Here is a 24165-nt window from a genome sequence, read left to right on the forward strand (position 1 = left end):
AATCGGTTTTAGAAACTGAACCGTTTCTGTCTGTGAACCATCTTTTGCGCCGGTGCATCGCTGACCATAGCGATTGCTTCCTTTGCTTTGGGAGCGGTCACTACGGACAGGTCGCTCAGCTCCGTTTGTTTCAGCAATTGCCCGAATTGGTCTTTTCTTGCAATCTCCATTCTGCCCAAAAAGAATTTGCCGTTTAGGTATTTCACCCACATACAGCATTCTACATAGGGTTTGTCATCGCCTGCCCATTGTAGAAAGCCCGTCAACAGTAACTGTGACTTTGGTGCGCCCTCCGCACCCTTTCGATAGTTTTCGAGGTATTCGCTGATGCTTTCTTTCAGTTTTCCGGCATACGCACCCTGCGTATGGAAATCGCCGTCATACCCTTTGGCGGTAAGGATTTTGGCGAACGTGTTCAAATCTGATATTGCTTCCATAATCTTGATTTTAGCGGTCTATGACTTCTACGTCTCTGTTTTCCAACACGGCAAACTTTTCGATATTGAAGCCCTGTGGGTTGTTGTCAGACTTGACCGAGTTCAACAATAGGCATGAAGTGACCAAATTCCGCTTGGTCACGTTGCTTGGACGGATGATATACTGTTTGGCATACGTTCTTACGGCATAGGGATAGGTGTCGAAGTTGCAGACCACGCTGTCAACCTCGATACGCTGTTGCACATTGCCCGAAATGATACGGTTGTAATACCCCTTTTCCGAGAGGTCTTTGTAATAATCAAAAGCCGATTTGTCGGCAAGATTAAAAGCCCGTTTCATGTTGCTTTCAATAGCGTTTTTATCCGGTGCGAGCGTAAAGAACAGTTCATGGAAACGCTTAACGTGTTCCCTTGCCTCAACAGGTCTGTTGATGCTTGCATCCTGTGAAAGTGCCAACATCAAGGATTTGCCTTTGTCCAGTACATATATTTTTTGGCGTTGTGCCTCGGCAAACTGGTAGGACTGCCATACGGCATAACCTACCACAGCGATGCAGAGTACGGCAAATACAATGGCGTACAGCCGTATCTGCCTAAAGCTGTTTTCGATATTTCTTAGTGTCTTAAATTCCATTGCTTCTTGATTTTTATTTGTTCATTAACCTGCCACCGATATTGCCTGCCACAGCCCCCGTTCCTGCTCCGGCGATGTTTCCGGTTTTCGATGCCGTAGAGTTTACGTTGCGCATGAAGTTCCCTGCGCCCCCTGCCTGTATTACCCAACCTGCCACCGTTGGAACGGTGAAGTACCCCACGATGCCAATTATCATGAAGATGATATACACGGTGTTGGATGTGTCGGGGATGTAGGTCGGGTCGGCAAGCATATCAATATCCCGTTCGATGATGAGGGATTGTATCTTGGCGAGCATGGAGCTGAACATATCGGCGATGGGCAACCACAGGTACACGCTGATATATCGGGTCAGCCATTGCGTAAGCGTGGATTGAAAACCATCCCATACACTTATCGCAAAGGCTATCGGCCCGAGTATGGACAGCACGATAAGGAAGAACGTCCGTATAGTGTCTATGACCAAAGCGGATGCTTGGAAAAGTATCTCCAATAGATTGCGAAACCATTCCTTTATGGCTTTCTCAATCTTATATGCTTGTCGGTCAAGGTACATTCCCGACATGGTAGCCAAATCGGACGGCGACCATCCCAATTCGTCCAGTTTCTTATCAAATTCCTCATCGCTTACGAGGTAAGCGGTTTCGGGATTGCGGAGCATCGCCTCCCGTTCCAACTGGTCTTTTTGTGCCTGCAATTTGTTGAGGTCAAGCACTTGGTTTTCGAGCATGGCGTGTGTTCCTTTTACCACCGGAGACATTACCGCATTGATAGTTCCCAATACGATGGTGGGGAAGAACATAATGCAAAGCCCAATGGCGAAAGGTCGCAGGAGCGGAAACACGTCTATCGGTTCTGCACGGCTCAATGTCTGCCACACTTTCAGTGCCACGTAGAACAGTGCGCCCAACCCGGCAATGCCCTTAGCCACTGTCGCCATATCGGCGGACAGTGGGAGCATCTCATCGTAAAGCGAGCGCAGGAGTTCGTGAAGATTGTTCCATTCCATAGCTTACCAGTATTTTTGTTCAGCAGTTCCGTACAGTTCAAGCACCCTTTTGGTGTTGTTCTGTTTCTTAGCCCTCAAAATGCTTACGGAGACATTTTTATTGGTGTAATAGCGGACAAGGCTGTGATAATCCTTAACCTCTCTGTAAACCCTGTCGATGATGTCCATACGCTCTTTATCGTTCAGCGAAAGCGAGGTCGAGGTAACAATCTGTTTCAGTTCTTTGAGTAGTTCGGTACTCTCGTTTAGGAGCGTGGAATAACCGTTGGCGATTGCAGTCAGTTCCTGCGGACTGAAATTCGGGTCGTTCATCATTTTGCCGAAATTCTGCACGTACATTTCAGACACATCGCCTACGAGTAGTACCGTTTGTTGCACTTTTCGGGCATCTTTAACCAAGTTGTTTACAGCTTTCAATTTGTCGTAGTATTCCTTGCCCTGTTCATACACTTTCTTTACCTCGTTGAAATTCTTTACCACGTTGGACACAGTGGATGAGGTCTGCACGATTTCATTGGCGGAGTTGATGATACCCGATGCCAAATTTGACGGGTCAACTACCACCCATTGTGCCTTTGCGGACGGTGCAACGGCAAGCATAAATGCCGTACACACCAGTAACATTGTTTTTTTCATTGTCTCTGATTTTTTTAAATGATTAATAATTATTTGCGTTCTCACGTCTCTGCCCAGCAATGCGTTTTATCGCCAGTTCCACATTGCCGTCCAGTTCGGAAGCCAGTTGCATGACTTCCATTTTTTCGGTTTCCTCTGTGGTGTATGCCAAATATTCTTCGAATGAAACCTCTGTGGCATACACGGCGGAATGCGTACCGCCAAGCCCAATCCATACCTCTTTGTAAAGCCTTGACGGGTCATTGTTCTGATTGATGGAAAGGATTTGGGATTTTTCCTTTTCCGTAAGCCCCAACATTTCCTGTATCGCATCGAATTTGTTCATGTACTTGCGTTGGTCTAAGAGGATTTTACAGTCGGAATTGTTAATGATACTTTCCTTGACCACGGGTGACTGGATGATGTCGTCCACTTCCTGCGTGACCACGATAGCTTCACCAAAAAATTTGCGGACGGTCTTAAAAAGGTATTTGATGTACTCCGCCATTCCCTCTTTGGCGATGGCTTTCCACGCTTCCTCAATCAGTATCATTTTGCGCACACCTTTGAGCCTGCGCATCTTGTTGATGAATACTTCCATAATGATGATGGTCACTATGGGAAAGAGGATTTTGTGGTCTTTAATCGCATCAATTTCAAACACGATAAAGCGTTTGGAAAGCAGGTCAAGTTGCTTGTCGGAGTTCAGCAGATAGTCGTACTCTCCGCCCTTGTAATAGGGTTCAAGCACGTTCAGAAAATTTGCGAGGTCAAAGTCTTTTTCCCTTACCTGTTTGTCTTCCAGTACCTTTTTATAGTCGCCCCGTACATACTCGTAAAATCCATTGAAAGATGGGTATTCATTGTTTTGCTTGATACGGTCGATATAACCGCTCACGGCATTGGACAATGCCACTTCCTCTGAACGGGTCGGCGGTTCATCGTCACGCTTCCAAAGCGTAAGGATGAGCGTTTTGATACTTTCCCTTTTCTCAATGTCGAATACGCCATCATCCGTATAAAATGGATTGAATGCTATCGGGTTGTCTTCGGTGTAGGTAAAATACACACCGTCTTTTCCTTTTGTCTTCCCCTTAATCAGTTCGCACAGCCCTTGATAAGAGTTGCCCGTATCGACCAATAGTACATGAGAGCCTTGCTCGTAGTATTGGCGTACCATGTGATTGGTGAAAAAGGATTTTCCCGAACCTGACGGACCAAGTATGAACTTGTTCCGGTTCGTGATAATACCTTTTTTCATAGGCAGGTCGGAAATGTCCAAATGGATAGGCTTGCCCGTGAGCCTGTCCGCCATCTTGATACCAAAAGGTGATGGCGAACTTTGGTAATTGGTTTCCTCGGTGAAGAAGCACAGTGCAGGTTCGATGAACGTATAGAAACTTTCCTCTGCCGGAAAGTCCCCTGCATTGCCTGGTATGCCTGCCCAATACAGTGTGGCAACATCCACCGTGTTATGCCTCGGCTTGCATTCCATCAAAGCAAGCGCACTGCCCGTATCGTTCTTTAGCTGTTTGAGTTCGTTCGGGTTATCCGACCACGCCATCACATTGAAGTGTGCACGGATAGAAGAAAGCCCGAAGCTGTGCGCTTCGTTCAGATACTTTTCAATCCACTCTTTGTTAATCTGATTGGCACGGCTGTACCTTGCCAGTGAGTGCATATTACGGGCTGACTTTTCAAACTTGCGCAGGTTCTCATCGCTGTTATCCAAAAACAGGTATTGGTTATAGATATGGTTACAGCTAAGGAGCAAGCCGACCGGAGAGGCAAAGGACAACAGGCAATCGCTCCTGTCCGTGGACAGCTTTTCATACCTTGTATTTGCCGATACCGTGCCCGGCAAATCGTCCGTATCGGACAGGGTGTGCAGGCACAGCCTTTTGTTGCCGATACGCACATCCTCACTGCCCAAAGCTATATCCTGCATGGGCGTTCCGGCTTCCCTCGACAGGGTAAGGTACTGTTCGAGCAATCCCTGTTGGTCGCCAGTGCCGATGATGTCATCCTCGGTCAGGCGTTCCAATTTCACAAAACCGCTATCGTTGACAATGCGCTCAAACTGTGCCACCGCTTCCATGAACTTTCGGACGGTTTCTTTATCCCTTATTTCTTTCGGGATAAGTACACCTTTGCAGAGCGAACTAAAGTTGCTCTGCATCCGCATCCGTTCTTTGGTGGTCTTGGTTAGGAACAGGTAGCAGTAATGGTTTAAAAAAGGACGTTCGTTGAAATGTTGCTGATAGGATTTCGCAAGGAAGCTTTGGTCTTCCCGTGCAATATCCGGCGCATAACTTTCCTTGATGTACCAGTCCTGTTTGTGGACAATGGTATAGTCCGGCAAGGTCTTGATAGCCTTGTGCCAAGCCGAATGAATGGCATCGTACTCTGCCGATGCCACCGTGAACAGTTCCGGCAGGTGTACCCGAAAGCAAGCCGTGATGTCTGCATCCTTTGAAATGATACAGTTGTGTTCCACCGCCAGTAAAGGGAACTTGCTTTGCAATGTTGTGGCTTTTGCTGTATTTCTCATAGGGTGTTGGATTTAGTGCGGAACTTTAAATAGCGGTGTACGGCTCTGCGACAGATGATGTATTTCGGATGCCTTTTCTTTGCTCCGATTTTCATCAATCCGTATTCGCCGTATTTACCATTCAATGCGAATGTTTGCCAAACGATGAGCGATGCACCGCCTGCCCCGACAAGCAGGCACACATAGGAGTTTACGCCTGCCATGTACATGACCATGACGAGGATAAGCACACCGAGCAGACCACCTGCGAAGATGAACAGGTACTGCGCTTTCAGCCCTTTGAACTCGACCGTTCTGCCGATACCTTTATTGATATTGTAATTGCTCATAGGTCGTCGGCTTAAAGGAAGAATGAACGCAGTATAGTCGCCGCTACGATGAGGAAGATACAAGCCCCAAACCACGACGCCGCAGTCTTGCTTGTATCGGGGTCACCGCTACTAAATTTGTTGTACACCTTTACGCCACCGATTAACCCGACCACAGCCCCAATCGCATAAATTAATTGGGTCGCAGGGTCGAAGTAACTTGTTACCATCTGCGTAGCTTCGGTGATACCTGCCGAGCCGTTGCCCTGTGCGAACACACCGAATGCCGACAGGAACGCAACGCCTGTCAGCAACACTTTTTTGCTTTGTTTTACCATGATTAAACTGAATTAAATTGTTACTACTTGCCCACCTCGTGCGGGCTTTCGCAACAAAAGTCTCATGGAAATCGAAGCGTTATGCGAAACTGGAAATCCGTGGAATTAATTGGCAGGGTATGGCTTTTTATATTATTTTAGCATTGACAACAAGCATCCAAATACTTAATGAAATTATCAGACCTAACAATAGAGAGCATAAAAGAATTTATATCGGGAGATAATCAACTGTCGCCCTATCTTTCAGGCCCTGAAATTCTAAAACTTTTTAACCGTATCGGTTTTAAGGACGTTTATAAACATCAAGATGGAGGAATGCCAAACAGCCTAAGTAGAAATGCTTATGTTTTGGAAAAATTATATGAGATAAATGGCAGTAAGGAAATGGTTCTATTATTGCAAATTGTCTTCGACCCAAGACATTTTGCAAGAGATACGAGTAAGAATATAAAAGAGGCTGTCGAGCAAATAAATCCTCTTTTACAGCAAGATGGTTATAGGCTTGATGAGTTTGAGGGAAGATACAAAATAATAGGCGCAGACTTACCCGACAACATAGAGGTTGAAGTTCATTTTGAGGATATTGAAGCACAAGTTGTCGAACAAATCCGAAACGCAAAATTCTCTATTTGGATAGCTGTGGCGTGGTTCACGAATAAGGTTTTAATGAGGGCAATTTATGATAAAATGCAAGCAGGAATAAATGTTAGATTAATAGTTTTGGATGATGAAATAAACACAAAATATGGCTTCCCGTATGAGAAGTTTTTTGAAACTAAGAGAGTACCCAAAACTGGAAAATATGAAAACATAATGCACCACAAATTCTGTGTGATTGACTTAAAAACAGTTGTTCATGGTTCCTATAACTGGACGACTAAAGCTAATTGGAACAGAGAAACAGTTAGTGTTGAAAATAGCCGAGAATTAGCAGAAAAGTATGCTACTGAATTTATCAGTCTTATTAAGTAATGATTTCTTTTAAAAAATAGAAAAATGGCGAATATCAAACGTCCGATGTTTGAAGCTCATGTACTGGAGGGTTTGTGCAGGGCAATTGGAGATACGGCAGATGGTTTAACAGGTTCCGAAATAGGGCAAATACTTTTAAATTCAAATATTCCAGATGTTGACCCTCAAAACACAAAATGGAGAAGATTGTATTCTGCATTTGCAAGTTGGCAAAATCAACACCAATGCTCAAACCATATATTGAGATTTATCAAAGATGCTTTACAACCAGTGAGGTATATTGGTAAAGAAGAGGTTTTTCATAATCGCAGATTAGAAGTGAATAAACGTTTAGCTTTTATAGGCACTGAATTAACAGAAGAGGGCAACCTTAGATTAGTTGAAAAAGCCAAAACAATTGCAGATGCCGAACAAAGAGCCAGTCGTTTAAAGCATAAATTAGAAAATAGAAATGTTCATTTAGCCGTTTTTGAATATTGTCGAGCTGAATTATTGCTTGAAAATTATTTTCATTCCGTTTTTGAAGCTACTAAAAGTGTCGCAGACCGTTTAAGGAAGATGACGGGATTATATGCGGACGGTAACGCTTTGGTAGAAACTGCATTCTCAACTACTAATCCTTTGATTAAAATCAACAACTTAGTAACAGAAACGGATAGAAGTGAGCATGTAGGGCTATGTAATTTAATCAAAGGTATTTTTGGATTAATAAGAAACCCTACCGCTCATCAACCGAAAATTAAATTTGAAATCAGTGAGGAAGAAGCTCTTGATATTTTGAATACTATATCATACGTACATAAGCGGTTGGATAAGGCGTTATAAAAAACAAAGGGAAGCTGTCTTTTCAGACAAACTCCCCAATGTCGAAATCCTCTAAATCACTTTTCCGCAAGTCGGGAGAACTGAAATCCATTCCGGCGGAGAGGCTCTTGTCCAACAACTCTGCAATCTTCCGTGAAGCCCCATCCATTGAGTTTTCGAGCAGACTTAACAATTCCGTTCCCTGTAATCGCTGAACTATGTCCACCGCTTTCTGTCGCTGGGCAGGTTCAAGTGTATCTTGCTCCAACCATGCCCCCACGGTCGTCAGTTCATCAAAGGTAACCCCTGTGGCAAACTCATTGTCGCTGTCCTCAAACCCGTATTCATCCCATTCGTCTTCCTCATTTTCAAAATCGGACATACTCCCGAAAACTTCATCCGGCTCTCCCTCAATCTGCGGATTTTCCAATCCAACACCTATCCCGTAGGTTTCTGTTCCAAAATTATCCGCTATCCCGTCACGTTCGCCAGATTGTCTCTTTGTGGCATTCGGTGGCAAGGTGTGGCGTTCCACAGGCTTGGGAAGCCCCATAATATTCGGCAGGTCGGGGGTTTTCTTTTCTGGCTTTATTTCCTTGCGGACGTTCTTATAGATGACCACCTTATCTTTCAGCAAAAGGATAATGACGATGATAAGGCATATTACAATCAATGTTTCCATTGCTATAATATTGGCTTTTGGTTTCGGGCATGGATTGTATTTATTTCCTCGCCGAAATCCTCAAAGTGGTGTTTCAATACACTGTGCAGGTAATCGGTAAGCGTAATATCTCCCTCTCCGAGAATACAGACGATACGGGATAATTTCTTGTGGAAGTCGGGGCAGATATATACCGACTTTCCGCACCGTGCGACAACTCCGGTCGGTCTTAAAAAAGCCGACTTATATCGGGCTATTTGCAGTACCTTTTTAGGTTGGTTTTGCTGTTGCTTTTTCATAATCGAATATTTTAAAAAATGGGTTTAAACTTATTGTTGAAATCATCGGTAATGGCTTTCTCGAACTGTTCAAAATGATGTTCGAGAATATTGTCCAAATAGGCGTACAGAGGTATTTTATCCTCGCCGATAACCTGCACGATACGGGAAAGCCGTTCGTGGTATTCCTGCCGGATGTAGATGCTTTTATCGCCACGGCGTGTCATGGTGTGGCTATTGAGGAAACGCTCGCCATAGCCCGTATCGGAAGCCCTCTTTTGTCGGGTACGCTCTTTGGCTACGGGCTTTTCCGTTGCCGTTGGCTCTTGGGGGGCTACCACCTGTTGAGGCTTCTTTGTTTCACCTGCCATAATCGACATGAGATATGCCTCGTCAATCGGCGCATTCGGCTTTTTCTTGTTGTCGTTGTCCATAGCAGTTACAGGTTAATGGTTCTTAAAAATTCACTGATGAACAAATCCAAGCCGGAGGCTTTCAGCAATCTTTTGTCGGGTGGCAATAGCGTGGAGCGGAAGACGGTCTTTGCCGTTGCCTCGCTTTCCTTGCGGAAGCGTTTGCTATCGGCAATGCGTGTTTCCATCGCTTGCAGTCCGACTTCCTTAATGACGTTGCCGTAGATTTCGTACAGTTGGGATTTTTCCCTGCCATCGACCATGTTCCAAAACAGCCGTATGGTTTCGATGGAGGTCTGCCCGTGTTTCATAAGCACATTGGTCAGCACATCGGTAAAGCTCAATGTGCTTTCCATGACCACACGGTCTGCCGTGATGGGCGAAAAGATGTGGTGCATCCCTGCCAGTGTGTTGAGCAAGCCCGTAGTGTTCACCGTTCCGGTCAAGTCAAAGAAAACTATATCCACGGGAACAGCCGAAGCCTGTACGAATGCCTGCGCATCCGTAAGTGCATTGTCAGCCTTGCTTTGTAGTACCGGATAGGCTTTCTTGTTGATGGTGGAGAATTGGCGGTGCGCCAGTTTTTTCAGCACCTCGTTCTGCATGACCGCTTTCAAATCCCGTTCCCTCATTTGGCAGATGCTGTGCTGTGGATAGTCACAGTCAAAGACGGCTACATTATACCCCATTTGGTAATGGAGTATGCTTGCCGTAACTGTCGTAAACGTGCTTTTTCCAACGCCTCCCTTTTGGCTTGAAAAGGCAATGAATTTTGTCCTGTTTGTTGCTTCCATTTCTATTCTATTTTTAAGTTTCTGTTTCCGTGGACTGCCTGCCGTCCTGCATGGAGCAGGGCTGTCATCCCTGCACACTGTCCGGCAGTCTTGGTACAATTCCGTATGTCGGGCTTGCCGTCATCCGTTCAGTCAGCCGTGCCGTCATTCGGGCTTTCATGCAGGCAAGACCGATGGCTTGCCTATCGTCCTGCCCGATGGAATGGCTACGGGATAGCTTTCATGCTGTCCGTTGTTCCTGCCTGCCGTATGGAATGCCGTCATGCGTTCCGGTGTTCCTGCAATCCTGCGCTCCGGCTTTCCTAACTGCCATCGGGAGCGGATGCCTGCAAACAGGCTTGCATGACTGATAGCGCAAAGAAGCAGGTTATTCCGATGCACTCTTTTAATGCGGTAGTTCGGGGCATTTGTTGGCAATGTTTGGTTGTGGGCAACAGGGCAATCGTTCGGAAAAGCTACCCTTACTTTGTAAGGACTTAAATGCAAGGGGTAAATGGAAAAATCATTGGCGTATGGAAGTTGTGGACGGAACGGCGAAAAGCCGTTTTTTTCCGCTTTACCCAATCCGACCCGTAGGGCGGATTTTCTGTTCACCCGAACAGAGCAAGTTATGTTTTGAGGCACTCGAAACCCGTTTCGTGCCTCAAAACCACTTGCCCTTGCAGGGGGCTTGGTAAACACCCTCCGAAGTCGGGGTTTTGTTGGATATTAAAATGGATTTTATAATGAATGGAAAAGAGAAAAAGGAACAGAACAAAGGTGGGCGCAAGCCTAAAGCAAACCCAAGCATCCACCGTTATGTATTTCGTCTTACGGACGAAGAAAATGCCAAATTCCTTACATTGTTTGAGCAATCGGGAATGAAAGTAATGGCACATTTTATTACAGCCTGCATCTTTCAGAAGCCAGTCAAGACCGTAAAAATTGACATGGATGCAGTCGATTTTCATACGAGGCTGACCAATTTTTATAGCCAGTTCAGAGCGGTTGGCGTGAATTACAACCAAATCGTGAAGATACTTTACCGCAATTTCTCGGAAAAAAAGGCATCGGCTTACCTCTTTAAACTGGAAAAGCAGACGGCAGAAATGGCGGACTTGTGCCGGAAAGTGATTGAGCTAACACAGGAATTTGAAAAAGAACACCTGCAAAAACAATAGTAATATGATAGCAAAGATTGGCAAGGGCGAAAATTTGTACGGTGCTATTTCCTATAACCAAAAGAAGATTGACAGCGAAAACGGACAGGTACTGTTGTTGAACAGAATACCCGAAACGTTGGATAATACCTATTCGACCGCTTACCTGCACCAGTGTTTTGAGCCGTATCTGTCCGCAAATATCAAAACGGAAAAGCCTGTGCGCCACATATCGCTGAACCCTGATCCTGCGGATAGGGTCAGCGATGGGCAGTTCGTAAAAATGGCGCAGGAGTATATGGAGCGCATGGGGTATGTCAACCAACCTTATATCGTTTTTAAGCATACCGATATTGAACGTACCCATATCCATATAGTATCTACCTGCGTTGACCGTTACGGCAAAAAGATACCCGATAAATACGAGAAGTTACGCTCAATGGAAATCTGTCGGGATTTGGAGCGAAAATATAATCTGACACCTGCAACGGAAAAACAGCGTACCGGAAACGAGCAGGTATTCCGTCCGGTGGATTACAGAGCCGGAGACGTTAAGAGCCAAATCGCATCGGTGGTGCGACACTTGCCGAAGTATTACAGTTACGCAAGCCTCGGAGCGTACAACGCTTTGCTATCGCTTTTCAATATTACGGCGGAGGAAGTCAAAGGGGAACTGCACGGACAGCCTAAAAACGGTCTTGTTTATTTTGCGCTGAACGAACAGGGAGAAAAAGCGAGCAATCCTTTTAAGGCATCCCTTTTCGGGAAGCAGGCAGGACTGGACGAATTGCAAAACCAATTCGCAAAGGCTAAAGAGAACATGAAAGCCGACCCCGTAAGAGCTGTACTCAAAAGCACCATTGAAGTGGCCATGCACACCGCCACGGATGAAGCAGATTTTAAAAAGCAACTGTTAGAGCAGGCTATCAATACCGTGGTACGGTGCAACGATGAGCGGCGCATCTATGGTATAACTTTTATCGACCACGAAAGCCGTACCGTTTGGAACGGTTCAGCTTTGGGCAAAAACCTATCGGCTAATATCTTTAATGATTGGTGGAACGAGCAGGCGGTCGGGCAACGCCAAGAAGCTGAAAACACAAATATCCTAAATCAGCCACTGACCGCAGGCAACGGCACAGCCGTAGAGAAAGAGGAAGCCCATACACTTTTTAACTTCCTTAATAGAGAACAGCCGACCGATGATTTATGGATAGACGGATTGGGAGGTCTATTGCCGGAAGCACAAGGCGAAGACTACGAAGAACAGGCATTTGCCAACCGCATGAAGAAAAAGAAGAAAAGCAAAAGACCAGGAAGACACCAATAAAATAACTCACTACTTTTCGACAGAGATTAGTAACATCATTGGACGGCGTAATTCGTCTTTCATTTCGGGAATATTTTCCAGCATCGCTTCACTTGGCATAGGTTCTTTAACTTCTGTGATTTTAAAACCCTGCTTTAAAAGTTCATTCAGATATGTACTGACCGTTCTATGATATTTTAATACCTCCTCACCTAAAAACAAAGTGTTCCGTTGACTCTCGTAAAAATACCTGTCAACAGCCCAATGTAATTTATTTCCGGCTCGATCATAAACCCAATCCTGACTGCCCGCAGCTGTAAAGACAGGATGTTCAACAGAAAAGATAAATTTACCTCCGAGTTTAAGCCATTGATAAATTTTACCGATAAGAACATCGTATGATTGTATATAATGAAAAGTTAAGGAACTGATTATAACATCAAACATTTCAGCAGTAAATTGAACATCTTCAAGCGCAATCCGCCTATATATAATACCATCCAATTGATTGATTTCTTTAGCTTTTTGAAGCATTTTTTCCGAAATATCAATGCCGATTACAGACAGTGCCCCATTTTCGATTGCATATCTGCAATGCCAACCGTAGCCACATCCTAAATCAAGCATTTTCTTACCATCAAGATTCGGTAGCATTTCTTTAAGTACATGCCATTCCCCTGCACCGTCAAGTCCTTTCAGGGAGCGGCTCATTTTTCCATATTGCTCGAAAAATGATACTTCATCATATTTATTTTCTTTCATTTGTTATGCACGGTAAATATTCTATACAAAAATAGTTAAAAAAGTTTTTAACGTACCCATTCAGCCAAATAATGCCACCAAAGGCCATCTGAAACCGCTTTCACTACACCGACCTCCTTAGCGGCTACACTTGCACCAAAACAAATTTTTAGATTATGCAAGGAGAAGACGATTTGAGAGGATTAGCCAAAATCATGGCTTTTATGCGTGCCGTAAGTATTCTTTTGGTACTGATGCACTTTTATTGGTTCTGTTATGGGTTCTTTGCCAAACGGGGATGGACACTGGAAATCATCGGTAAGATATTGACCAATTTCAACCGTACCGCAGGGCTTTTTGAACACACGCTTTACACTAAGATTTTTGCACTGGTATTATTGGCGTTAAGCTGTCTCGGTACTAAGGGCGTAAAGAATGAAAAGATAACATGGGGTAAGATTTACACTGCCTTAGCTATTGGCTTTGTACTGTTCTTTCTGAACACGCCATTGTTAAAGCTATCGGCAGGGATTGCCACATTGCTTTATATCCTTACAACGGGCTTGGGATATATAGCCTTGCTGATGGCAGGGGTATGGATGAGCCGACTGCTCCGCAACAATCTGATGGACGATGTTTTCAATAATGAAAACGAGAGTTTCCAACAGGAAACCCGTCTGATAGAAAATGAATATTCGGTCAATCTTCCCACAAGGTTTTTTTACAAAGGCAAGTGGAACAATGGGTGGATTAATATCGTCAACCCTTTTCGAGCTTCGATTGTACTTGGTACTCCCGGCTCCGGAAAATCCTACGCCATCGTAAACAACTACATCAAGCAACACATCGAAAAGGGGTTTGCGATGTACATCTACGATTTTAAGTTTGACGACCTTTCCACGATTGCCTACAACCATTTGCTGAAACACTCCGATAAGTATAAGGTAAAGCCCAAGTTTTATGTTATCAATTTCGATGACCCACGCCGAAGCCACCGTTGCAATCCGCTCAACCCAAAATTTATGACGGATATATCCGATGCCTACGAAGCATCCTATACCATCATGCTTAACCTCAACAGAACGTGGATAAGTAAGCAAGGGGATTTTTTCGTGGAAAGTCCTATTATATTACTTGCTTCAATCATTTGGTATCTGAAAATCTATGAAAACGGGAAGTATTGCACATTTCCCCATGCTATTGAGCTATTGAACAAAAAGTATGCAGACGTTTTTACTATCCTTACTTCATATCCCGAACTGGAAAACTACCTGTCAGCTTTCATGGATGCGTGGCAAGGTGGAGCGCAAGACCAGTTGCAGGGGCAGATCGCATCGGCGAAAATCCCATTGTCACGGATGATTTCGCCACAGCTTTATTGGGTAATGACAGGGGATGATTTTTCACTGGACATCAACAATCCACAAGAGCCGAAAATACTGTGTGTCGGAAATAACCCCGACCGTCAAAACATTTATTCCTCCGCTTTGGGATTATACAATTCGAGGATTGTAAAACTTATCAATAAGAAAGGACAATTAAAGAGTTCTGTTATCATAGACGAGTTGCCTACGATATATTTTCGAGGATTGGACAACCTTATCGCAACCGCACGGAGCAATAAGGTAGCCGTGTGCTTGGGCTTTCAAGACTATTCGCAGTTAACACGGGATTACGGCGACAAGGAAAGCAAGGTCATCCAAAATACCGTTGGTAATATTTTTTCCGGCCAGGTAGTCGGTGAGACAGCTAAAAACCTAAGTGAGCGGTTTGGTAAGGTGTTGCAGAAACGCCAAAGCATGACCATTAACCGCAATGATAAATCCACATCCATATCCACCCAAATGGACAGCCTCATACCTGCCTCCAAAATATCCACCTTGACACAGGGAATGTTCGTTGGTTCTGTTTCAGATAATTTTGATGAGCGTATCGAGCAGAAAATCTTTCACGCTGAAATCGTGGTGGACAACGAAATGGTTTCTGCCGAAACCAAAGCCTACAAAAAGATACCGCAGATATTGTTCTTTACCGATGAAGACGGCAACGATAATATGAAACAGATAGTCGAAGCCAATTACAGGCAGATTAAAGCGGACGTTGTTCAGATTGTGGAAAGCGAAATGGAGCGTATCAAGAATGACCCGAATTTACAGCATTTGATACAGGAGAGCTAAAAAAACATAGAAAATCATTAAAATGAGCGACTATTTTTTTATATTTGCAAAATGAGGCAAAGAGATGAAAACAAGGCAGAACTAATCAAAAAAAAAGCCGTAGAAATGATTGTGAAACAAGGTCTTGAGGGCTTTGGTGTCAATAAACTTGCGAAAGAGGTAGGTTTATCTGTTGGTACAATCTATGTTTATTTCAAGAATAAAGAAGCTATCTTAACTACGTTATGTAATGAGATTAGTGCCAATATATTGGCATCAAGCCTAAAGGGACTCTCAGCTGATATGGAATTTGCCGAAGGGATAAAATTGCAATGGAAAAACCGTTATTACTTTTACAAGTTGTATCCGGAACAAGTGGCTTTTATTGAAAAAGTACGGTATTCGGATATATATTTATCCGTTACAGAGAATCTGAACAAGAGATATGGTACGTTATTGGGTGCATTTATAAACAAAGCCGTTCAAGATGGTCAATTGGCAAAAATGCCTTTTGAAGTATATTGGGCATTAGCATTTGCACCATTATATCAGCTTATTAATTTCGGTATGAATAACACCACTACATCAAGCACATTTCAACTTACAGAAGCAAAACTTGAGTTTACGCTGAAGCAGGTTCTACAAGGATTGAAACCATGATTTTTTTTAACCAATAAATGAGCAATCGCTCATTTAATAATAATAACGATATGATGAAAATAAACACAGAACAGGACGAACAAAAGCATTTGCAGGAGGTGAAAACGGCCATTTCCGACAAAATAAAAAGCATCCGACATCGCCTTCAAAAAAGCTCGGATGAAATGGCGGAATACAAAGAATATTTACGGGAAAATAAAGACGAGAAAGCAATATTGCATCAATCAGTCTCTAATACTGCCATCAGTGGAGAAGCATCCGTGGCATTACTGAAACAGTTAAACCGGCTATACCATAGTCCGTATTTTGGTAGAATTGATTTTCAGCCTATTACCAAAGACAACGAAGAAATTGTATATATCGGCATCTGCAACTTCATAGACGAAGAAAGCAAGATAAATCTGATGTTCGACTGGCGAGCGCCTATCAGCAGTATGTTTTACGATTTTGAAAAAGGGAATGCCCTTTATGAAGCACCATCTGGTACGGTAGCGGGCAATATAAACTTGAAACGCCAATATAAAATCCGAAATGGTGAAATGGAATTTATGTTGGATACTTCCGCACATATTTATGATGAACTGTTACAAAAAGAGCTTAGCTTAAAGGCTGATGAAAAAATGAAAAGCATCATCGCTACTATCCAGAAAGACCAGAATGCAATCATCAGAAATGAAAGCTCAAATACGCTCATCATACAAGGTGTCGCAGGTTCGGGAAAAACATCCATAGCGTTGCACCGTGTAGCTTTTATGCTATATAGGTTTAGGGAGACAATTACATCGGCTAATATTTTAATACTTTCCCCGAATAAAGTTTTTTCTGATTATATATCGAATGTCCTTCCTGAACTCGGAGAGGAAAACATACCGGAGAAAACAATAGTCGAGCTAATAAATGATTTTTTGGAATATCAGTATGTTGTACAAAGTCTATTTGCTCAGGTTTCGTTTTTATTGAACACAGAAAATAAATCTTTTGCGGAAAGGGTAAATTTCAAATCATCGGAAGCTTTCGTAAAAAAACTGGACGAATACATTGCTTATTTAAACAGCAATTATTTCACGGCAAAGGACATTAAAATAGGAAAATATATTATCCCACAGGAGATTGTCGATAAAGAATATAAATCGTTATTCAGACTTTCATTGTTAAAGCGTATCAAGGAACTGGAAAATCGGCTTACCCAACATCTTTTTTACAAACACCGTTATGAGGTTTCGTCCAAAGATAAAGCGGAGCTAAAAAAAGCCATTAATAATATGTCGGGAACCAAAAACATAAAAATCCTTTACAAGAATTTTTATGTCTGGCTTGATAGAAAAGATTTGTTAAAGCCCATTAACAATAAAGACATTGAATATTTAGACGCTTTTGGTTTGGCATACTTAAAGATAAACATTGACAGCTACAATGCCGATAGACAGGTAAAACATTTGGTAATTGACGAAATGCAGGATTATGCACCTATTCAATTTGCGGTTATAAAAAAATTGTTCAATTGTAAAATAACCTTGCTTGGCGACATAAATCAATCGCTTAATCCGCAGAGCCAGACAAATTTGCAAAGCCTTCAAAAATCTTTCCCGCAATCGCAATTAATGACATTGAACAAAAGTTACCGCTCCACTTTTGAAATTATCAATTTTACACAACGGATTGCTTTCAATGAAGACATTATACCAATAGAAAGGCACGGAAAGTCACCTATCGTTTATAATGAAAAAGATATTGCATCTGAAAAAGAGCAGATAATAGCCTTGGCTACTCAATTTTTAAAAGATAAAACATTCCATTCTTTAGCCATTATTTGTAAAACAGAAAAGGAAGCGGAGGATGTGAAATGTACATTGGACGATAAGCAGATAAACGCACAATACCTTTCCTCTGAAAGCACAAGATTTACCGATGGTGTTATTGTAACAAGTGCCCAGCTGGCCAAGGGGCTTGAATTTGATGTAGTAATTGTACCCTTTGTCAACAATGCAAATTATAAAAATGATATAGACCGAAGTATGCTATATATAGCCTGTACACGAGCGATGCAAGAGTTAATATTAACACACAGCAACGAAGTTTCTGATTTTATTAAAGAGACAGCTAAAGAATAATTGACGACTACAGCTAACAAACAACACAGGCCACATTAAGGCTTGAAAACAATCGGATGGATAAATTTTACAATGACACGTTGTATAAACTCGACACTGCAATTAATGAATTGGAGATAGAGGTTGATTGCCCCACACAACGTGTGGAGGCAATAATACATTTGATTGTAAACTGTCTATCTGAAATAAGGGAGTACGTCTTAAAACGTGGCTTTAAGAATGTTAACGAGGAAATCCGCTTTTTCAAACATCAAAAACCAGTAATTTTTTCCAAACTCATATATTACAATTCAATTTATAAAATCGAGACAAAGAAGCCCTATGGGTCAAAACCTATAAGAAAATACCTTAACAGGGAATTGAAAAAACTCAAACGGTATTTTGACAACAATCTCGATTTTTATAAATACTACCGCACCAATAACGCTTCGCTTGATGAGAAACTTTTTGTACGTGGCAATCATGATATAAAGCTGTGTTTGGACACGGGTTACTTTCAGTCCGACCTCACATTTTCCACTTCCCATGATTACAAGGTCGCCAAGATAATAGCCAATGACTTGATACAGGTCTATATCGAAGACCAATTGTACAATAAAGACCAAGAGGGTAAGCCTAAAGCCTCTAAAAAACTCAACTGGACGGGTAGTAAGGTGGCAATAATAGAATTGATTTATTCCCTGCACTATCAAGGTGTCTTTGAAAATGGAAATGCTGATATAAGGTTAATAGCGAAGTATTTTGAAGATGCGTTTAACGTCAATTTGGGCAACTTCTACCAAACGTATTTGGAATTGCGAAATAGGAAGATGAACCAAACAAAATTCCTTGACACACTTCGGGAAACGCTTATCAAGAAAATGGATGAGCAGGACGGAATATAAGATTTGGGCGTGCCACCGTCTGCATTTTGCCACCATGCCAGGCTATCGAAAAAATGCAGACGGGTCGGGCTATCCGTTATATCTTTTGTGGATCTGAAAGGACCACAAAAGGATGTCGCTTCTATCCCTCACGCTGTATGCCGTTCAGAAACATTGGCTTTTATTTCATTTTGGGTTTCCGCTTTTCAAATTCAAAAGAGACTGTGCCTTTATCGTCCATGACAATATAGGCATCAAATTTATTGCCCGACTTACTTTTCATGCCTTTGATAAGATTGGTCTTACCTTTGGTCACGAGGTTTTCTATATCGGCAAGGCTTAACGGCACTCCACACACGGTACGGAATTGAAGCCAACCGCACCCCTCATCGGGGCATTTTACAACCTTATTCCATATCAATAGCTGATGGCTCTTGCATTTGGGGCAGGTTAGTTCGGGTTGCTTTTCTTTGGCAATGGTCATATCCAAAATTTCCCGTGTAATGGAAGTGGTGTAGGCTTCCATATCTCGGTGAAAAGCATCTGCATCTGCCTCGTTGTTCTCGATTTTCTGCAACGCCATTTCCCATTCGGCTGTCATGGCTACATCGGCAATCTTTTTGTCCTTTACAGCCCTGTAAACCTGCAATCCCTTATCGGTAGGGATTAGCGATTTCTTTTCTCGCCGTATATAATCCCTCTTAAAAAGCGTTTCTATAATGGAGGCTCTTGTGGCAGGTGTACCGATACCGATGTCTTTTAAGGCTTTCCGTTCGTCCTCGTTGTCCACTTCCTTTCCGGCATTTTCCATTGCGGACAACAGACCTGCCTCTGTGTAAAGCACGGGTGGTTTGGTTTTCTTTTCCAGTACGGAAGCCTCTTTGATTTTCAGCTCATCACCGACCTTTAATTCCGGCAGTTCCTGCACAGGCTCACTGTCCTCATCTGTAAATTTTTCTTTGATGCCACGCCATCCGGCTTCGATAATTTTATGCCCTTTCAACGTAAAATCGTAATGCAAAGCCTGCAATCCGATGTCGGTTATTTCTTTGGTACAAGCAAGTGAAAGGGCTTCCAGTAATCGGTGCGCAATCATATCGTATATAACGTTTTCATGTGCGGACAATTCGGACGGGATTTTTTCGGTAATCAGCAGACCGTGGTGGTCGGTTACTTTTACATCGTTCACGATGCGTTTATTGAAACGACCCCATTTCACTTTTCCGACCGCTTTTTTACATGAAGCCTTTGCTTCCAAATTCCTGACCAGTGCAGGAATTTCCGACCACATATCTTCGGGGATGTATTTGCTCCCTGTACGTGGATAGGTGATAAATTTCTTTTCGTAGAGGCTTTGGGCAATGTTCAATGTTTCCTCTGCGGTATAGGATGCTCTTTTATTAGCTTCTTTCTGCAAACCCGTTAGGTCGAACAGCAAAGGCGGTTGCTCCGTAACCGTTTTGCTTTCGACTGCCGTAATGGTAGCTGTTCCGTTTCGCTGAATGGATTTCAGCGTGTCGTCAGCGAGTTTCCTCTCATCCCATTTGGTCTTGGAAAGGCTCTTAAAGTCCACAAATTCTTTGCGGTGTTCCAACTGGATTTGGAAATATTTTTTGATGGCAAAATCTCTGTTTTCCAAATACCGCTTGCAGACAAGGGCAAGCGTTGGTGTTTGTACACGTCCGAGCGAGTACACGCCACGACCTACCGAAATGCTCAACGCCTGCGAGCCATTGATACCCACAAGCCAGTCGGCTCTACTTCGCCCTTGTCCGGCTCTGTACAGCCCGTCAAAATCGCTTCCGGCTTTTAGGCTGTCAAAGCCCTGTTTAATCGCCTTTTCAGTTAGCGAGCTTATCCATAGACGTTCAAAGGGTTTACGGCATTTTAGGTACTCGTAAATGTACCTAAAGATGAGTTCGCCCTCACGTCCGGCATCGGTGGCCACGATAATACTTTCGCATCTACCGATGACCTGTTCGATGGTTTTCAACTGTTTCAATGCTCCGCTATCGGCAACATAGCTTTTGTCCTTTTTTATCTTTCGTACCGTCAGTAAAAAAGGGGCGGGCAATATGGGCAGGGCTTCACGTTGGAAGCCCGATACCCCGTAATCTTCGGGCATAGCCAGTCCGACCAAATGACCTAATGCCCACGTAACTTCATAGCCGTTTCCCGTTAGGTAGCCATCCCGTTTTTCGGTCGCTCCCAACAGGGTAGCTATTTCCCTTGCCACACTTGGCTTTTCTGCAATGATTGCTTTCATGATGCTAATGGATTAAGTGTTGGACATTTCTCTTTGAGAAACCCCTCGGTCTCTTTTGAGAGGGGATTTCCAAAGAAAAATGTTTTTTATAGTGTTATCTTCTTACCCCTTTGGATTTAGCCGGAGCGTTGGGGTTGTTCTGCCGTTGCTGTTGGGCTGTGTTTTTCGGCTTTTGTTGCTCCGGTTTCAAAGGCTCTCTGATGTTCTTTGTCGCCTCGTTGGTCTTTCCCTCGGAGTTGACGGCTACCTGTGTTTTGTGTGCTTCGGCAGGCTGTGCCTTGTTTTTCAGCGCATTTGGATTTCTAAAGCTGAAACCATAACCTCCCGTTTCCTTGTTCAGTGTTACATATCCTTTATAGGGGTTTCCCTGTCCGTCTTTGAAATCCGAAACGTAGAGTGTTTTGCCCTCCGTGAGTTGTTTGTACTGTTCATCGGTAAACGTCTTGCCACGGTAGTATTTGGGGTCTTTTTCCTGTGTTTGCTTGGGTGCTTTATCACCGAAAAGGAACTCTGTATATTTTTTGTCGGCGTTGAACTGCACATGGGCATTTTTGTTCGTACTGTTCTTAAAGTCCAACCCCTCTAAATAAATGGCTTTCCCGACTTTCAAATCCTGTTTTTGGTCTTCGGTCAGTTTTACGCCCTTAATCTCATCGGGTACTTTTATCCTGTCCTGCCTAAATGCAATGACCTCGTTTGTTAGGTGGTCGATACTGATAACGGACGGTATCTTTTCGCCCGTTTTGCGGTTGGTCAATTCCACCACACGCCCCATGTTTCCCGTTTTCAGCAGGTTCTCTTTGTCCTCTTTGGTAAACTCGTGACCAAAGAAAGGCGTATGCAGATTTGGCTCATGGCGGACACCGTACATGACAAGTACGGGTTTTCCGTTTTCGCCGTCTTGGAAACCGAGACGTGCCTCCGAACGCATGATGACCGAACCAAAATTGAAACTTGTCGGATAGACTTTATTGGTTTTATAGCCTTTCAATAGTAAATCCAACTGCCCGTCTTTTTCCAGTCGCTCTTTGTTTATCCCGAATTGTTCTAAGTTTTTCCAGTCCACGTCATCCGCTTTGTAGCGGTTGTCGTCTTTTTGCTGTGCTTCCTGCGTTTCGGGTGTCGCCTGTGGTGCTTCCACATCCTTTTTGCTTTCCTGTGTTTGTTCCTTTGGCTCTTTGACCTCATGCTTTGCCAAGACGGCTTCGCCCTCTTTGGTCGGGGTATCGACCTGTTTCTGTATCTGTTTGGCAGTTTCGACCGCTTCATTTGCAGGCACTTTGAAGAATGAAAAATGGGTAGGGTCTTTTAGCTGTCGCCAAAAGTTAGAGAAGAAATTTGTAAACAAATCTCCGGCTCTGTCCACTCTCATGAATTGGCTTTGGTTTTTCTTGTTGGCATCCACGGTTTTCAGATTACCGTTTTCGTCAACACCTGTAACGGCTTGGATTTTCTTTTTCTCCTTGTCCATCACCAACAGCACATCCGAAAGCTGTTCGGGATATTGCTGTGGATTTTCATTTGTCTGTTCACTCATGATATTGATTATTTAAAGTTTACATTGTCCGAAAGTAATCCCCATGGATACCCCATTTAATTATCCATCCTTGGACGGCGGTCTTTGTCCGGGATTGTCTTTAGTACGCCTTATAGGTGCATTAAAACTTTCCCTTATGAACTGGTGTACGTCCGATAATTTGTAATACAGCTTTCCACTAATGGTGTAATACGGCAACTTGCCTGTGGAACGATAGCGTTGCAGGGAACGATGGCTTATTTTGAGCATTTGTAGGATATCCTGATTGTCCAGTAACTCTTCGCCATCTATACTTTGGCGTTCTCTCTTGATGTTGAGGACGTATTCTTTCATTATGTCGAAGCGTTCCATAATACGTTCCATCCATGCGATAAATTCCATTCTGTCGATGTTCATAACAATAACTTTTTAATGATTTATACATCACAAAATTGGAGCGATTGGCGGAGGCTGTCGTCCGATGCGTGTCTATCAAAAAAGTGCTTTTTTCATTTTTTTACAATTCATGTAAAGTGCTTTTTTTAGGGGATTTCGGCACTTTTGGTCAATGGCTCGGTGTGCCATCCGACCAATTTGCCGATAGACACATATCGGCAAATGCACAAAAAAAGGACAGCACCGATTGATACTGTCCTCTTATTGGTAAGAAAAGATGAAAATTACAGGTTGTCTTCCCTGTCCATATATTCTTCTAAACATTGTTTTAGTTGGTCTAAAAACAATGTCCGAGAGCCTGCACGGGTTTTCATTCGGTGGAAGCTGTTATGTATGTCGTTCAGCGAAATACGGAAAAGGATTTGGAATACCATGCTTATTTTTCGGATGCCTATTTTCCCGTGCGAAATGGCATCGCAGGCGTATAATGCGTAAATCAATTCTATAAGGGCATTTTTTGTCTGTGTCCAAAATAAGTCTTTTGTTTCTTCGTGTTGGAGCAGTACATCGGGATTTTGTTCGGGGCTTAGTTTGGTCGTCAGGTAATTGTACACTAATTCGTTGGCTATGATTTTCGCCACTTTATAATCAAAGTATGTCGAAAATTTGGTGTCGATTTCAAACACGAAGCTGTTTAATCCATCATAGCAGTTGATGTTGCCAAGTGTAAAATATTGCTCGTCACGGTCAGTTCTGCCGGAACGGTAGTAGCGGTAAAAATCGGAATTGCAGACATGCTCTTGATACTCTTGTTTTAAGTCACGCAGTTGCAAAGCGAAATAGCTTTGATACAGGTTTCCATTACCCACGGGGCAAGCCGTTTCAATGCGGTACACCTTATTGTAATAGATAAGTTTTCCGAGGATGTTCGGCTTTACCTGTTTAAAAAATTGGATTTCCTCATCCTTACTGGAAAAGCCGTCTTTTATTACGTCATCTTTAACGGTACTTAACAACTCTTGGAGGTACACCGTCATCTTATATGCTTCGTCAATGAAACTGGACGTTTCGGCTGACAGCTTTCTCTCTTGCTTTTGGATTTCAGCCACAATGTTGTTCAAAGGATGTCTCATAGCTAAGATTTTTTAAAACTGAACACTATCACTATCTATGCACAAATATTGTCCTTAGCAA

The 24165-nt window shown here is 43.1% G+C and carries 25 protein-coding genes; 8 read left to right on the forward strand and 17 right to left on the reverse strand.

Going from position 1 to position 24165, the window contains the following annotated elements:
- Nucleotides 1-8: 8 nt before the first annotated feature.
- From FW774_RS06560 to FW774_RS06590, 7 genes are read right to left on the reverse strand one after another with little or no spacing between them, the layout of a single operon-like run.
- Nucleotides 9-437: a hypothetical protein gene (locus FW774_RS06560; protein WP_149347377.1), complete on the reverse strand. Its 429-nt coding sequence runs from the start codon at nucleotides 435-437 to the stop codon at nucleotides 9-11.
- Between the two features lie 10 nt (nucleotides 438-447).
- Nucleotides 448-1071, reverse strand: a complete 624-nt coding sequence (gene traK, locus FW774_RS06565; RefSeq protein WP_149347378.1) for a conjugative transposon protein TraK — start codon at nucleotides 1069-1071, stop codon at nucleotides 448-450.
- 13 nt (nucleotides 1072-1084) lie between these two features.
- On the reverse strand, nucleotides 1085-2080 hold the full coding sequence (gene traJ / locus FW774_RS06570; RefSeq protein ID WP_149347379.1) for a conjugative transposon protein TraJ: 996 nt from the start codon (nucleotides 2078-2080) through the stop codon (nucleotides 1085-1087).
- Between the two features lie 3 nt (nucleotides 2081-2083).
- Nucleotides 2084-2716, reverse strand: a complete 633-nt coding sequence (locus FW774_RS06575; protein ID WP_149347380.1) for a DUF4141 domain-containing protein — start codon at nucleotides 2714-2716, stop codon at nucleotides 2084-2086.
- A 22-nt stretch (nucleotides 2717-2738) separates the two neighbouring features.
- Nucleotides 2739-5246 carry a TraG family conjugative transposon ATPase gene (locus tag FW774_RS06580; RefSeq protein ID WP_149347381.1) on the reverse strand — a complete coding sequence of 836 codons (2508 nt, stop codon included), beginning with the start codon at nucleotides 5244-5246 and terminating at the stop codon, nucleotides 2739-2741.
- Nucleotides 5243-5575 carry a DUF4133 domain-containing protein gene (locus tag FW774_RS06585; protein ID WP_149347382.1) on the reverse strand — a complete coding sequence of 111 codons (333 nt, stop codon included), beginning with the start codon at nucleotides 5573-5575 and terminating at the stop codon, nucleotides 5243-5245. Before FW774_RS06585 ends, FW774_RS06580 begins: the two co-directional genes overlap by 4 nt.
- Before the next feature lie 11 nt (nucleotides 5576-5586).
- On the reverse strand, nucleotides 5587-5892 hold the full coding sequence (locus FW774_RS06590; protein WP_045756338.1) for a DUF4134 domain-containing protein: 306 nt from the start codon (nucleotides 5890-5892) through the stop codon (nucleotides 5587-5589).
- Nucleotides 5893-6060: 168 nt separating this feature from the next.
- Here FW774_RS06590 and FW774_RS06595 point away from each other — a divergent pair, with 168 nt between their 5' ends.
- Both FW774_RS06595 and FW774_RS06600 read left to right on the forward strand, forming a co-directional pair.
- On the forward strand, nucleotides 6061-6864 hold the full coding sequence (locus tag FW774_RS06595) for a phospholipase D-like domain-containing protein (RefSeq protein ID WP_149347383.1): 804 nt from the start codon (nucleotides 6061-6063) through the stop codon (nucleotides 6862-6864).
- A 24-nt stretch (nucleotides 6865-6888) separates the two neighbouring features.
- Complete coding sequence (locus tag FW774_RS06600) at nucleotides 6889-7689, forward strand: TIGR02391 family protein (RefSeq protein WP_149347384.1); 801 nt, start codon at nucleotides 6889-6891, stop codon at nucleotides 7687-7689.
- 22 nt (nucleotides 7690-7711) lie between these two features.
- On the opposite strand, the gene FW774_RS06605 is transcribed toward FW774_RS06600, so the two are convergent.
- From FW774_RS06605 to FW774_RS06625, 5 genes are all read right to left on the reverse strand, one after another.
- Nucleotides 7712-8350, reverse strand: a complete 639-nt coding sequence (locus tag FW774_RS06605) for a conjugal transfer protein TraD (protein ID WP_149347385.1) — start codon at nucleotides 8348-8350, stop codon at nucleotides 7712-7714.
- 2 nt (nucleotides 8351-8352) lie between these two features.
- Nucleotides 8353-8628, reverse strand: a complete 276-nt coding sequence (locus tag FW774_RS06610) for a DUF3408 domain-containing protein (RefSeq protein WP_149347386.1) — start codon at nucleotides 8626-8628, stop codon at nucleotides 8353-8355.
- Between the two features lie 11 nt (nucleotides 8629-8639).
- On the reverse strand, nucleotides 8640-9041 hold the full coding sequence (locus FW774_RS06615) for a DUF3408 domain-containing protein (RefSeq protein ID WP_149347387.1): 402 nt from the start codon (nucleotides 9039-9041) through the stop codon (nucleotides 8640-8642).
- A gap of 5 nt (nucleotides 9042-9046) precedes the next feature.
- A complete protein-coding gene (locus FW774_RS06620) occupies nucleotides 9047-9814 on the reverse strand; it encodes a ParA family protein (protein ID WP_149347388.1) in 768 nt (255 codons plus the stop codon).
- A gap of 156 nt (nucleotides 9815-9970) precedes the next feature.
- Nucleotides 9971-10408 (reverse strand): hypothetical protein, encoded by a 438-nt coding sequence (locus FW774_RS06625; protein ID WP_187774838.1) that lies wholly within the window; start codon nucleotides 10406-10408, stop codon nucleotides 9971-9973.
- 131 nt (nucleotides 10409-10539) lie between these two features.
- On the opposite strand from FW774_RS06625, the gene mobA reads away from it, so the two are divergent.
- Together mobA and mobB are read left to right on the forward strand one after the other, a co-directional pair.
- Nucleotides 10540-10974 carry a conjugal transfer protein MobA gene (mobA, locus tag FW774_RS06630; protein ID WP_149347390.1) on the forward strand — a complete coding sequence of 145 codons (435 nt, stop codon included), beginning with the start codon at nucleotides 10540-10542 and terminating at the stop codon, nucleotides 10972-10974.
- Between the two features lie 4 nt (nucleotides 10975-10978).
- A complete protein-coding gene (mobB, locus tag FW774_RS06635) occupies nucleotides 10979-12283 on the forward strand; it encodes a conjugal transfer protein MobB (RefSeq protein WP_149347391.1) in 1305 nt (434 codons plus the stop codon).
- A gap of 9 nt (nucleotides 12284-12292) precedes the next feature.
- On the opposite strand, the gene FW774_RS06640 is transcribed toward mobB, so the two are convergent.
- Entirely contained in the window at nucleotides 12293-13024 is a 732-nt protein-coding gene (locus tag FW774_RS06640; RefSeq protein ID WP_149347392.1) for a class I SAM-dependent methyltransferase, read from the reverse strand.
- A gap of 152 nt (nucleotides 13025-13176) precedes the next feature.
- Here FW774_RS06640 and mobC point away from each other — a divergent pair, with 152 nt between their 5' ends.
- The 4 genes from mobC to FW774_RS06660 are packed head-to-tail and all read left to right on the forward strand — an operon-like array spanning nucleotide 13177 to nucleotide 18814.
- Nucleotides 13177-15180 (forward strand): conjugal transfer protein MobC, encoded by a 2004-nt coding sequence (gene mobC, locus FW774_RS06645; RefSeq protein WP_197739821.1) that lies wholly within the window; start codon nucleotides 13177-13179, stop codon nucleotides 15178-15180.
- A gap of 51 nt (nucleotides 15181-15231) precedes the next feature.
- Complete coding sequence (locus FW774_RS06650) at nucleotides 15232-15819, forward strand: TetR/AcrR family transcriptional regulator (protein WP_149347394.1); 588 nt, start codon at nucleotides 15232-15234, stop codon at nucleotides 15817-15819.
- Nucleotides 15820-15869: 50 nt separating this feature from the next.
- Complete coding sequence (locus tag FW774_RS06655; RefSeq protein WP_187774839.1) at nucleotides 15870-17930, forward strand: HelD family protein; 2061 nt, start codon at nucleotides 15870-15872, stop codon at nucleotides 17928-17930.
- Nucleotides 17931-17986: 56 nt separating this feature from the next.
- A complete protein-coding gene (locus FW774_RS06660; RefSeq protein ID WP_149347396.1) occupies nucleotides 17987-18814 on the forward strand; it encodes an RteC domain-containing protein in 828 nt (275 codons plus the stop codon).
- 160 nt (nucleotides 18815-18974) lie between these two features.
- Here FW774_RS06660 and FW774_RS06665 read toward each other — a convergent pair whose 3' ends face one another.
- From FW774_RS06665 to FW774_RS06680, 4 genes are all read right to left on the reverse strand, one after another.
- Nucleotides 18975-21059, reverse strand: coding sequence for a type IA DNA topoisomerase (locus FW774_RS06665; protein WP_149347397.1), 2085 nt, complete (start codon nucleotides 21057-21059; stop codon nucleotides 18975-18977).
- A gap of 94 nt (nucleotides 21060-21153) precedes the next feature.
- Entirely contained in the window at nucleotides 21154-22596 is a 1443-nt protein-coding gene (locus FW774_RS06670) for a DUF4099 domain-containing protein (protein ID WP_149347398.1), read from the reverse strand.
- Between the two features lie 60 nt (nucleotides 22597-22656).
- Nucleotides 22657-22992: a helix-turn-helix domain-containing protein gene (locus FW774_RS06675; protein ID WP_149347399.1), complete on the reverse strand. Its 336-nt coding sequence runs from the start codon at nucleotides 22990-22992 to the stop codon at nucleotides 22657-22659.
- A gap of 263 nt (nucleotides 22993-23255) precedes the next feature.
- Complete coding sequence (locus tag FW774_RS06680; protein WP_149347400.1) at nucleotides 23256-24104, reverse strand: RteC domain-containing protein; 849 nt, start codon at nucleotides 24102-24104, stop codon at nucleotides 23256-23258.
- Nucleotides 24105-24165: the final 61 nt, after the last annotated feature.

Origin of the sequence: Pedobacter sp. BS3 (assembly GCF_008274585.1) — a bacterium.
GTDB lineage: Bacteria > Bacteroidota > Bacteroidia > Sphingobacteriales > Sphingobacteriaceae > Hufsiella_A.

Excerpts from the sequence above, each read along its gene's own strand:
- FW774_RS06560 (WP_149347377.1), bottom strand. The coding sequence starts at position 437 with ATGGAAGCAATATCAGATTTGAACACGTTCGCCAAAATCCTTACCGCC.
- traK (WP_149347378.1), bottom strand. The coding sequence starts at position 1,071 with ATGGAATTTAAGACACTAAGAAATATCGAAAACAGCTTTAGGCAGATA.
- traJ (WP_149347379.1), bottom strand. The coding sequence starts at position 2,080 with ATGGAATGGAACAATCTTCACGAACTCCTGCGCTCGCTTTACGATGAG.
- FW774_RS06575 (WP_149347380.1), bottom strand. The coding sequence starts at position 2,716 with ATGAAAAAAACAATGTTACTGGTGTGTACGGCATTTATGCTTGCCGTT.
- FW774_RS06580 (WP_149347381.1), bottom strand. The coding sequence starts at position 5,246 with ATGAGAAATACAGCAAAAGCCACAACATTGCAAAGCAAGTTCCCTTTA.
- FW774_RS06585 (WP_149347382.1), bottom strand. The coding sequence starts at position 5,575 with ATGAGCAATTACAATATCAATAAAGGTATCGGCAGAACGGTCGAGTTC.
- FW774_RS06590 (WP_045756338.1), bottom strand. The coding sequence starts at position 5,892 with ATGGTAAAACAAAGCAAAAAAGTGTTGCTGACAGGCGTTGCGTTCCTG.
- FW774_RS06595 (WP_149347383.1), top strand. The coding sequence starts at position 6,061 with ATGAAATTATCAGACCTAACAATAGAGAGCATAAAAGAATTTATATCG.
- FW774_RS06600 (WP_149347384.1), top strand. The coding sequence starts at position 6,889 with ATGGCGAATATCAAACGTCCGATGTTTGAAGCTCATGTACTGGAGGGT.
- FW774_RS06605 (WP_149347385.1), bottom strand. The coding sequence starts at position 8,350 with ATGGAAACATTGATTGTAATATGCCTTATCATCGTCATTATCCTTTTG.
- FW774_RS06610 (WP_149347386.1), bottom strand. The coding sequence starts at position 8,628 with ATGAAAAAGCAACAGCAAAACCAACCTAAAAAGGTACTGCAAATAGCC.
- FW774_RS06615 (WP_149347387.1), bottom strand. The coding sequence starts at position 9,041 with ATGGACAACGACAACAAGAAAAAGCCGAATGCGCCGATTGACGAGGCA.
- FW774_RS06620 (WP_149347388.1), bottom strand. The coding sequence starts at position 9,814 with ATGGAAGCAACAAACAGGACAAAATTCATTGCCTTTTCAAGCCAAAAG.
- mobA (WP_149347390.1), top strand. The coding sequence starts at position 10,540 with ATGAATGGAAAAGAGAAAAAGGAACAGAACAAAGGTGGGCGCAAGCCT.
- mobB (WP_149347391.1), top strand. The coding sequence starts at position 10,979 with ATGATAGCAAAGATTGGCAAGGGCGAAAATTTGTACGGTGCTATTTCC.
- FW774_RS06640 (WP_149347392.1), bottom strand. The coding sequence starts at position 13,024 with ATGAAAGAAAATAAATATGATGAAGTATCATTTTTCGAGCAATATGGA.
- FW774_RS06650 (WP_149347394.1), top strand. The coding sequence starts at position 15,232 with ATGAGGCAAAGAGATGAAAACAAGGCAGAACTAATCAAAAAAAAAGCC.
- FW774_RS06655 (WP_187774839.1), top strand. The coding sequence starts at position 15,870 with ATGATGAAAATAAACACAGAACAGGACGAACAAAAGCATTTGCAGGAG.
- FW774_RS06660 (WP_149347396.1), top strand. The coding sequence starts at position 17,987 with ATGGATAAATTTTACAATGACACGTTGTATAAACTCGACACTGCAATT.
- FW774_RS06665 (WP_149347397.1), bottom strand. The coding sequence starts at position 21,059 with ATGAAAGCAATCATTGCAGAAAAGCCAAGTGTGGCAAGGGAAATAGCT.
- FW774_RS06670 (WP_149347398.1), bottom strand. The coding sequence starts at position 22,596 with ATGAGTGAACAGACAAATGAAAATCCACAGCAATATCCCGAACAGCTT.
- FW774_RS06675 (WP_149347399.1), bottom strand. The coding sequence starts at position 22,992 with ATGAACATCGACAGAATGGAATTTATCGCATGGATGGAACGTATTATG.
- FW774_RS06680 (WP_149347400.1), bottom strand. The coding sequence starts at position 24,104 with ATGAGACATCCTTTGAACAACATTGTGGCTGAAATCCAAAAGCAAGAG.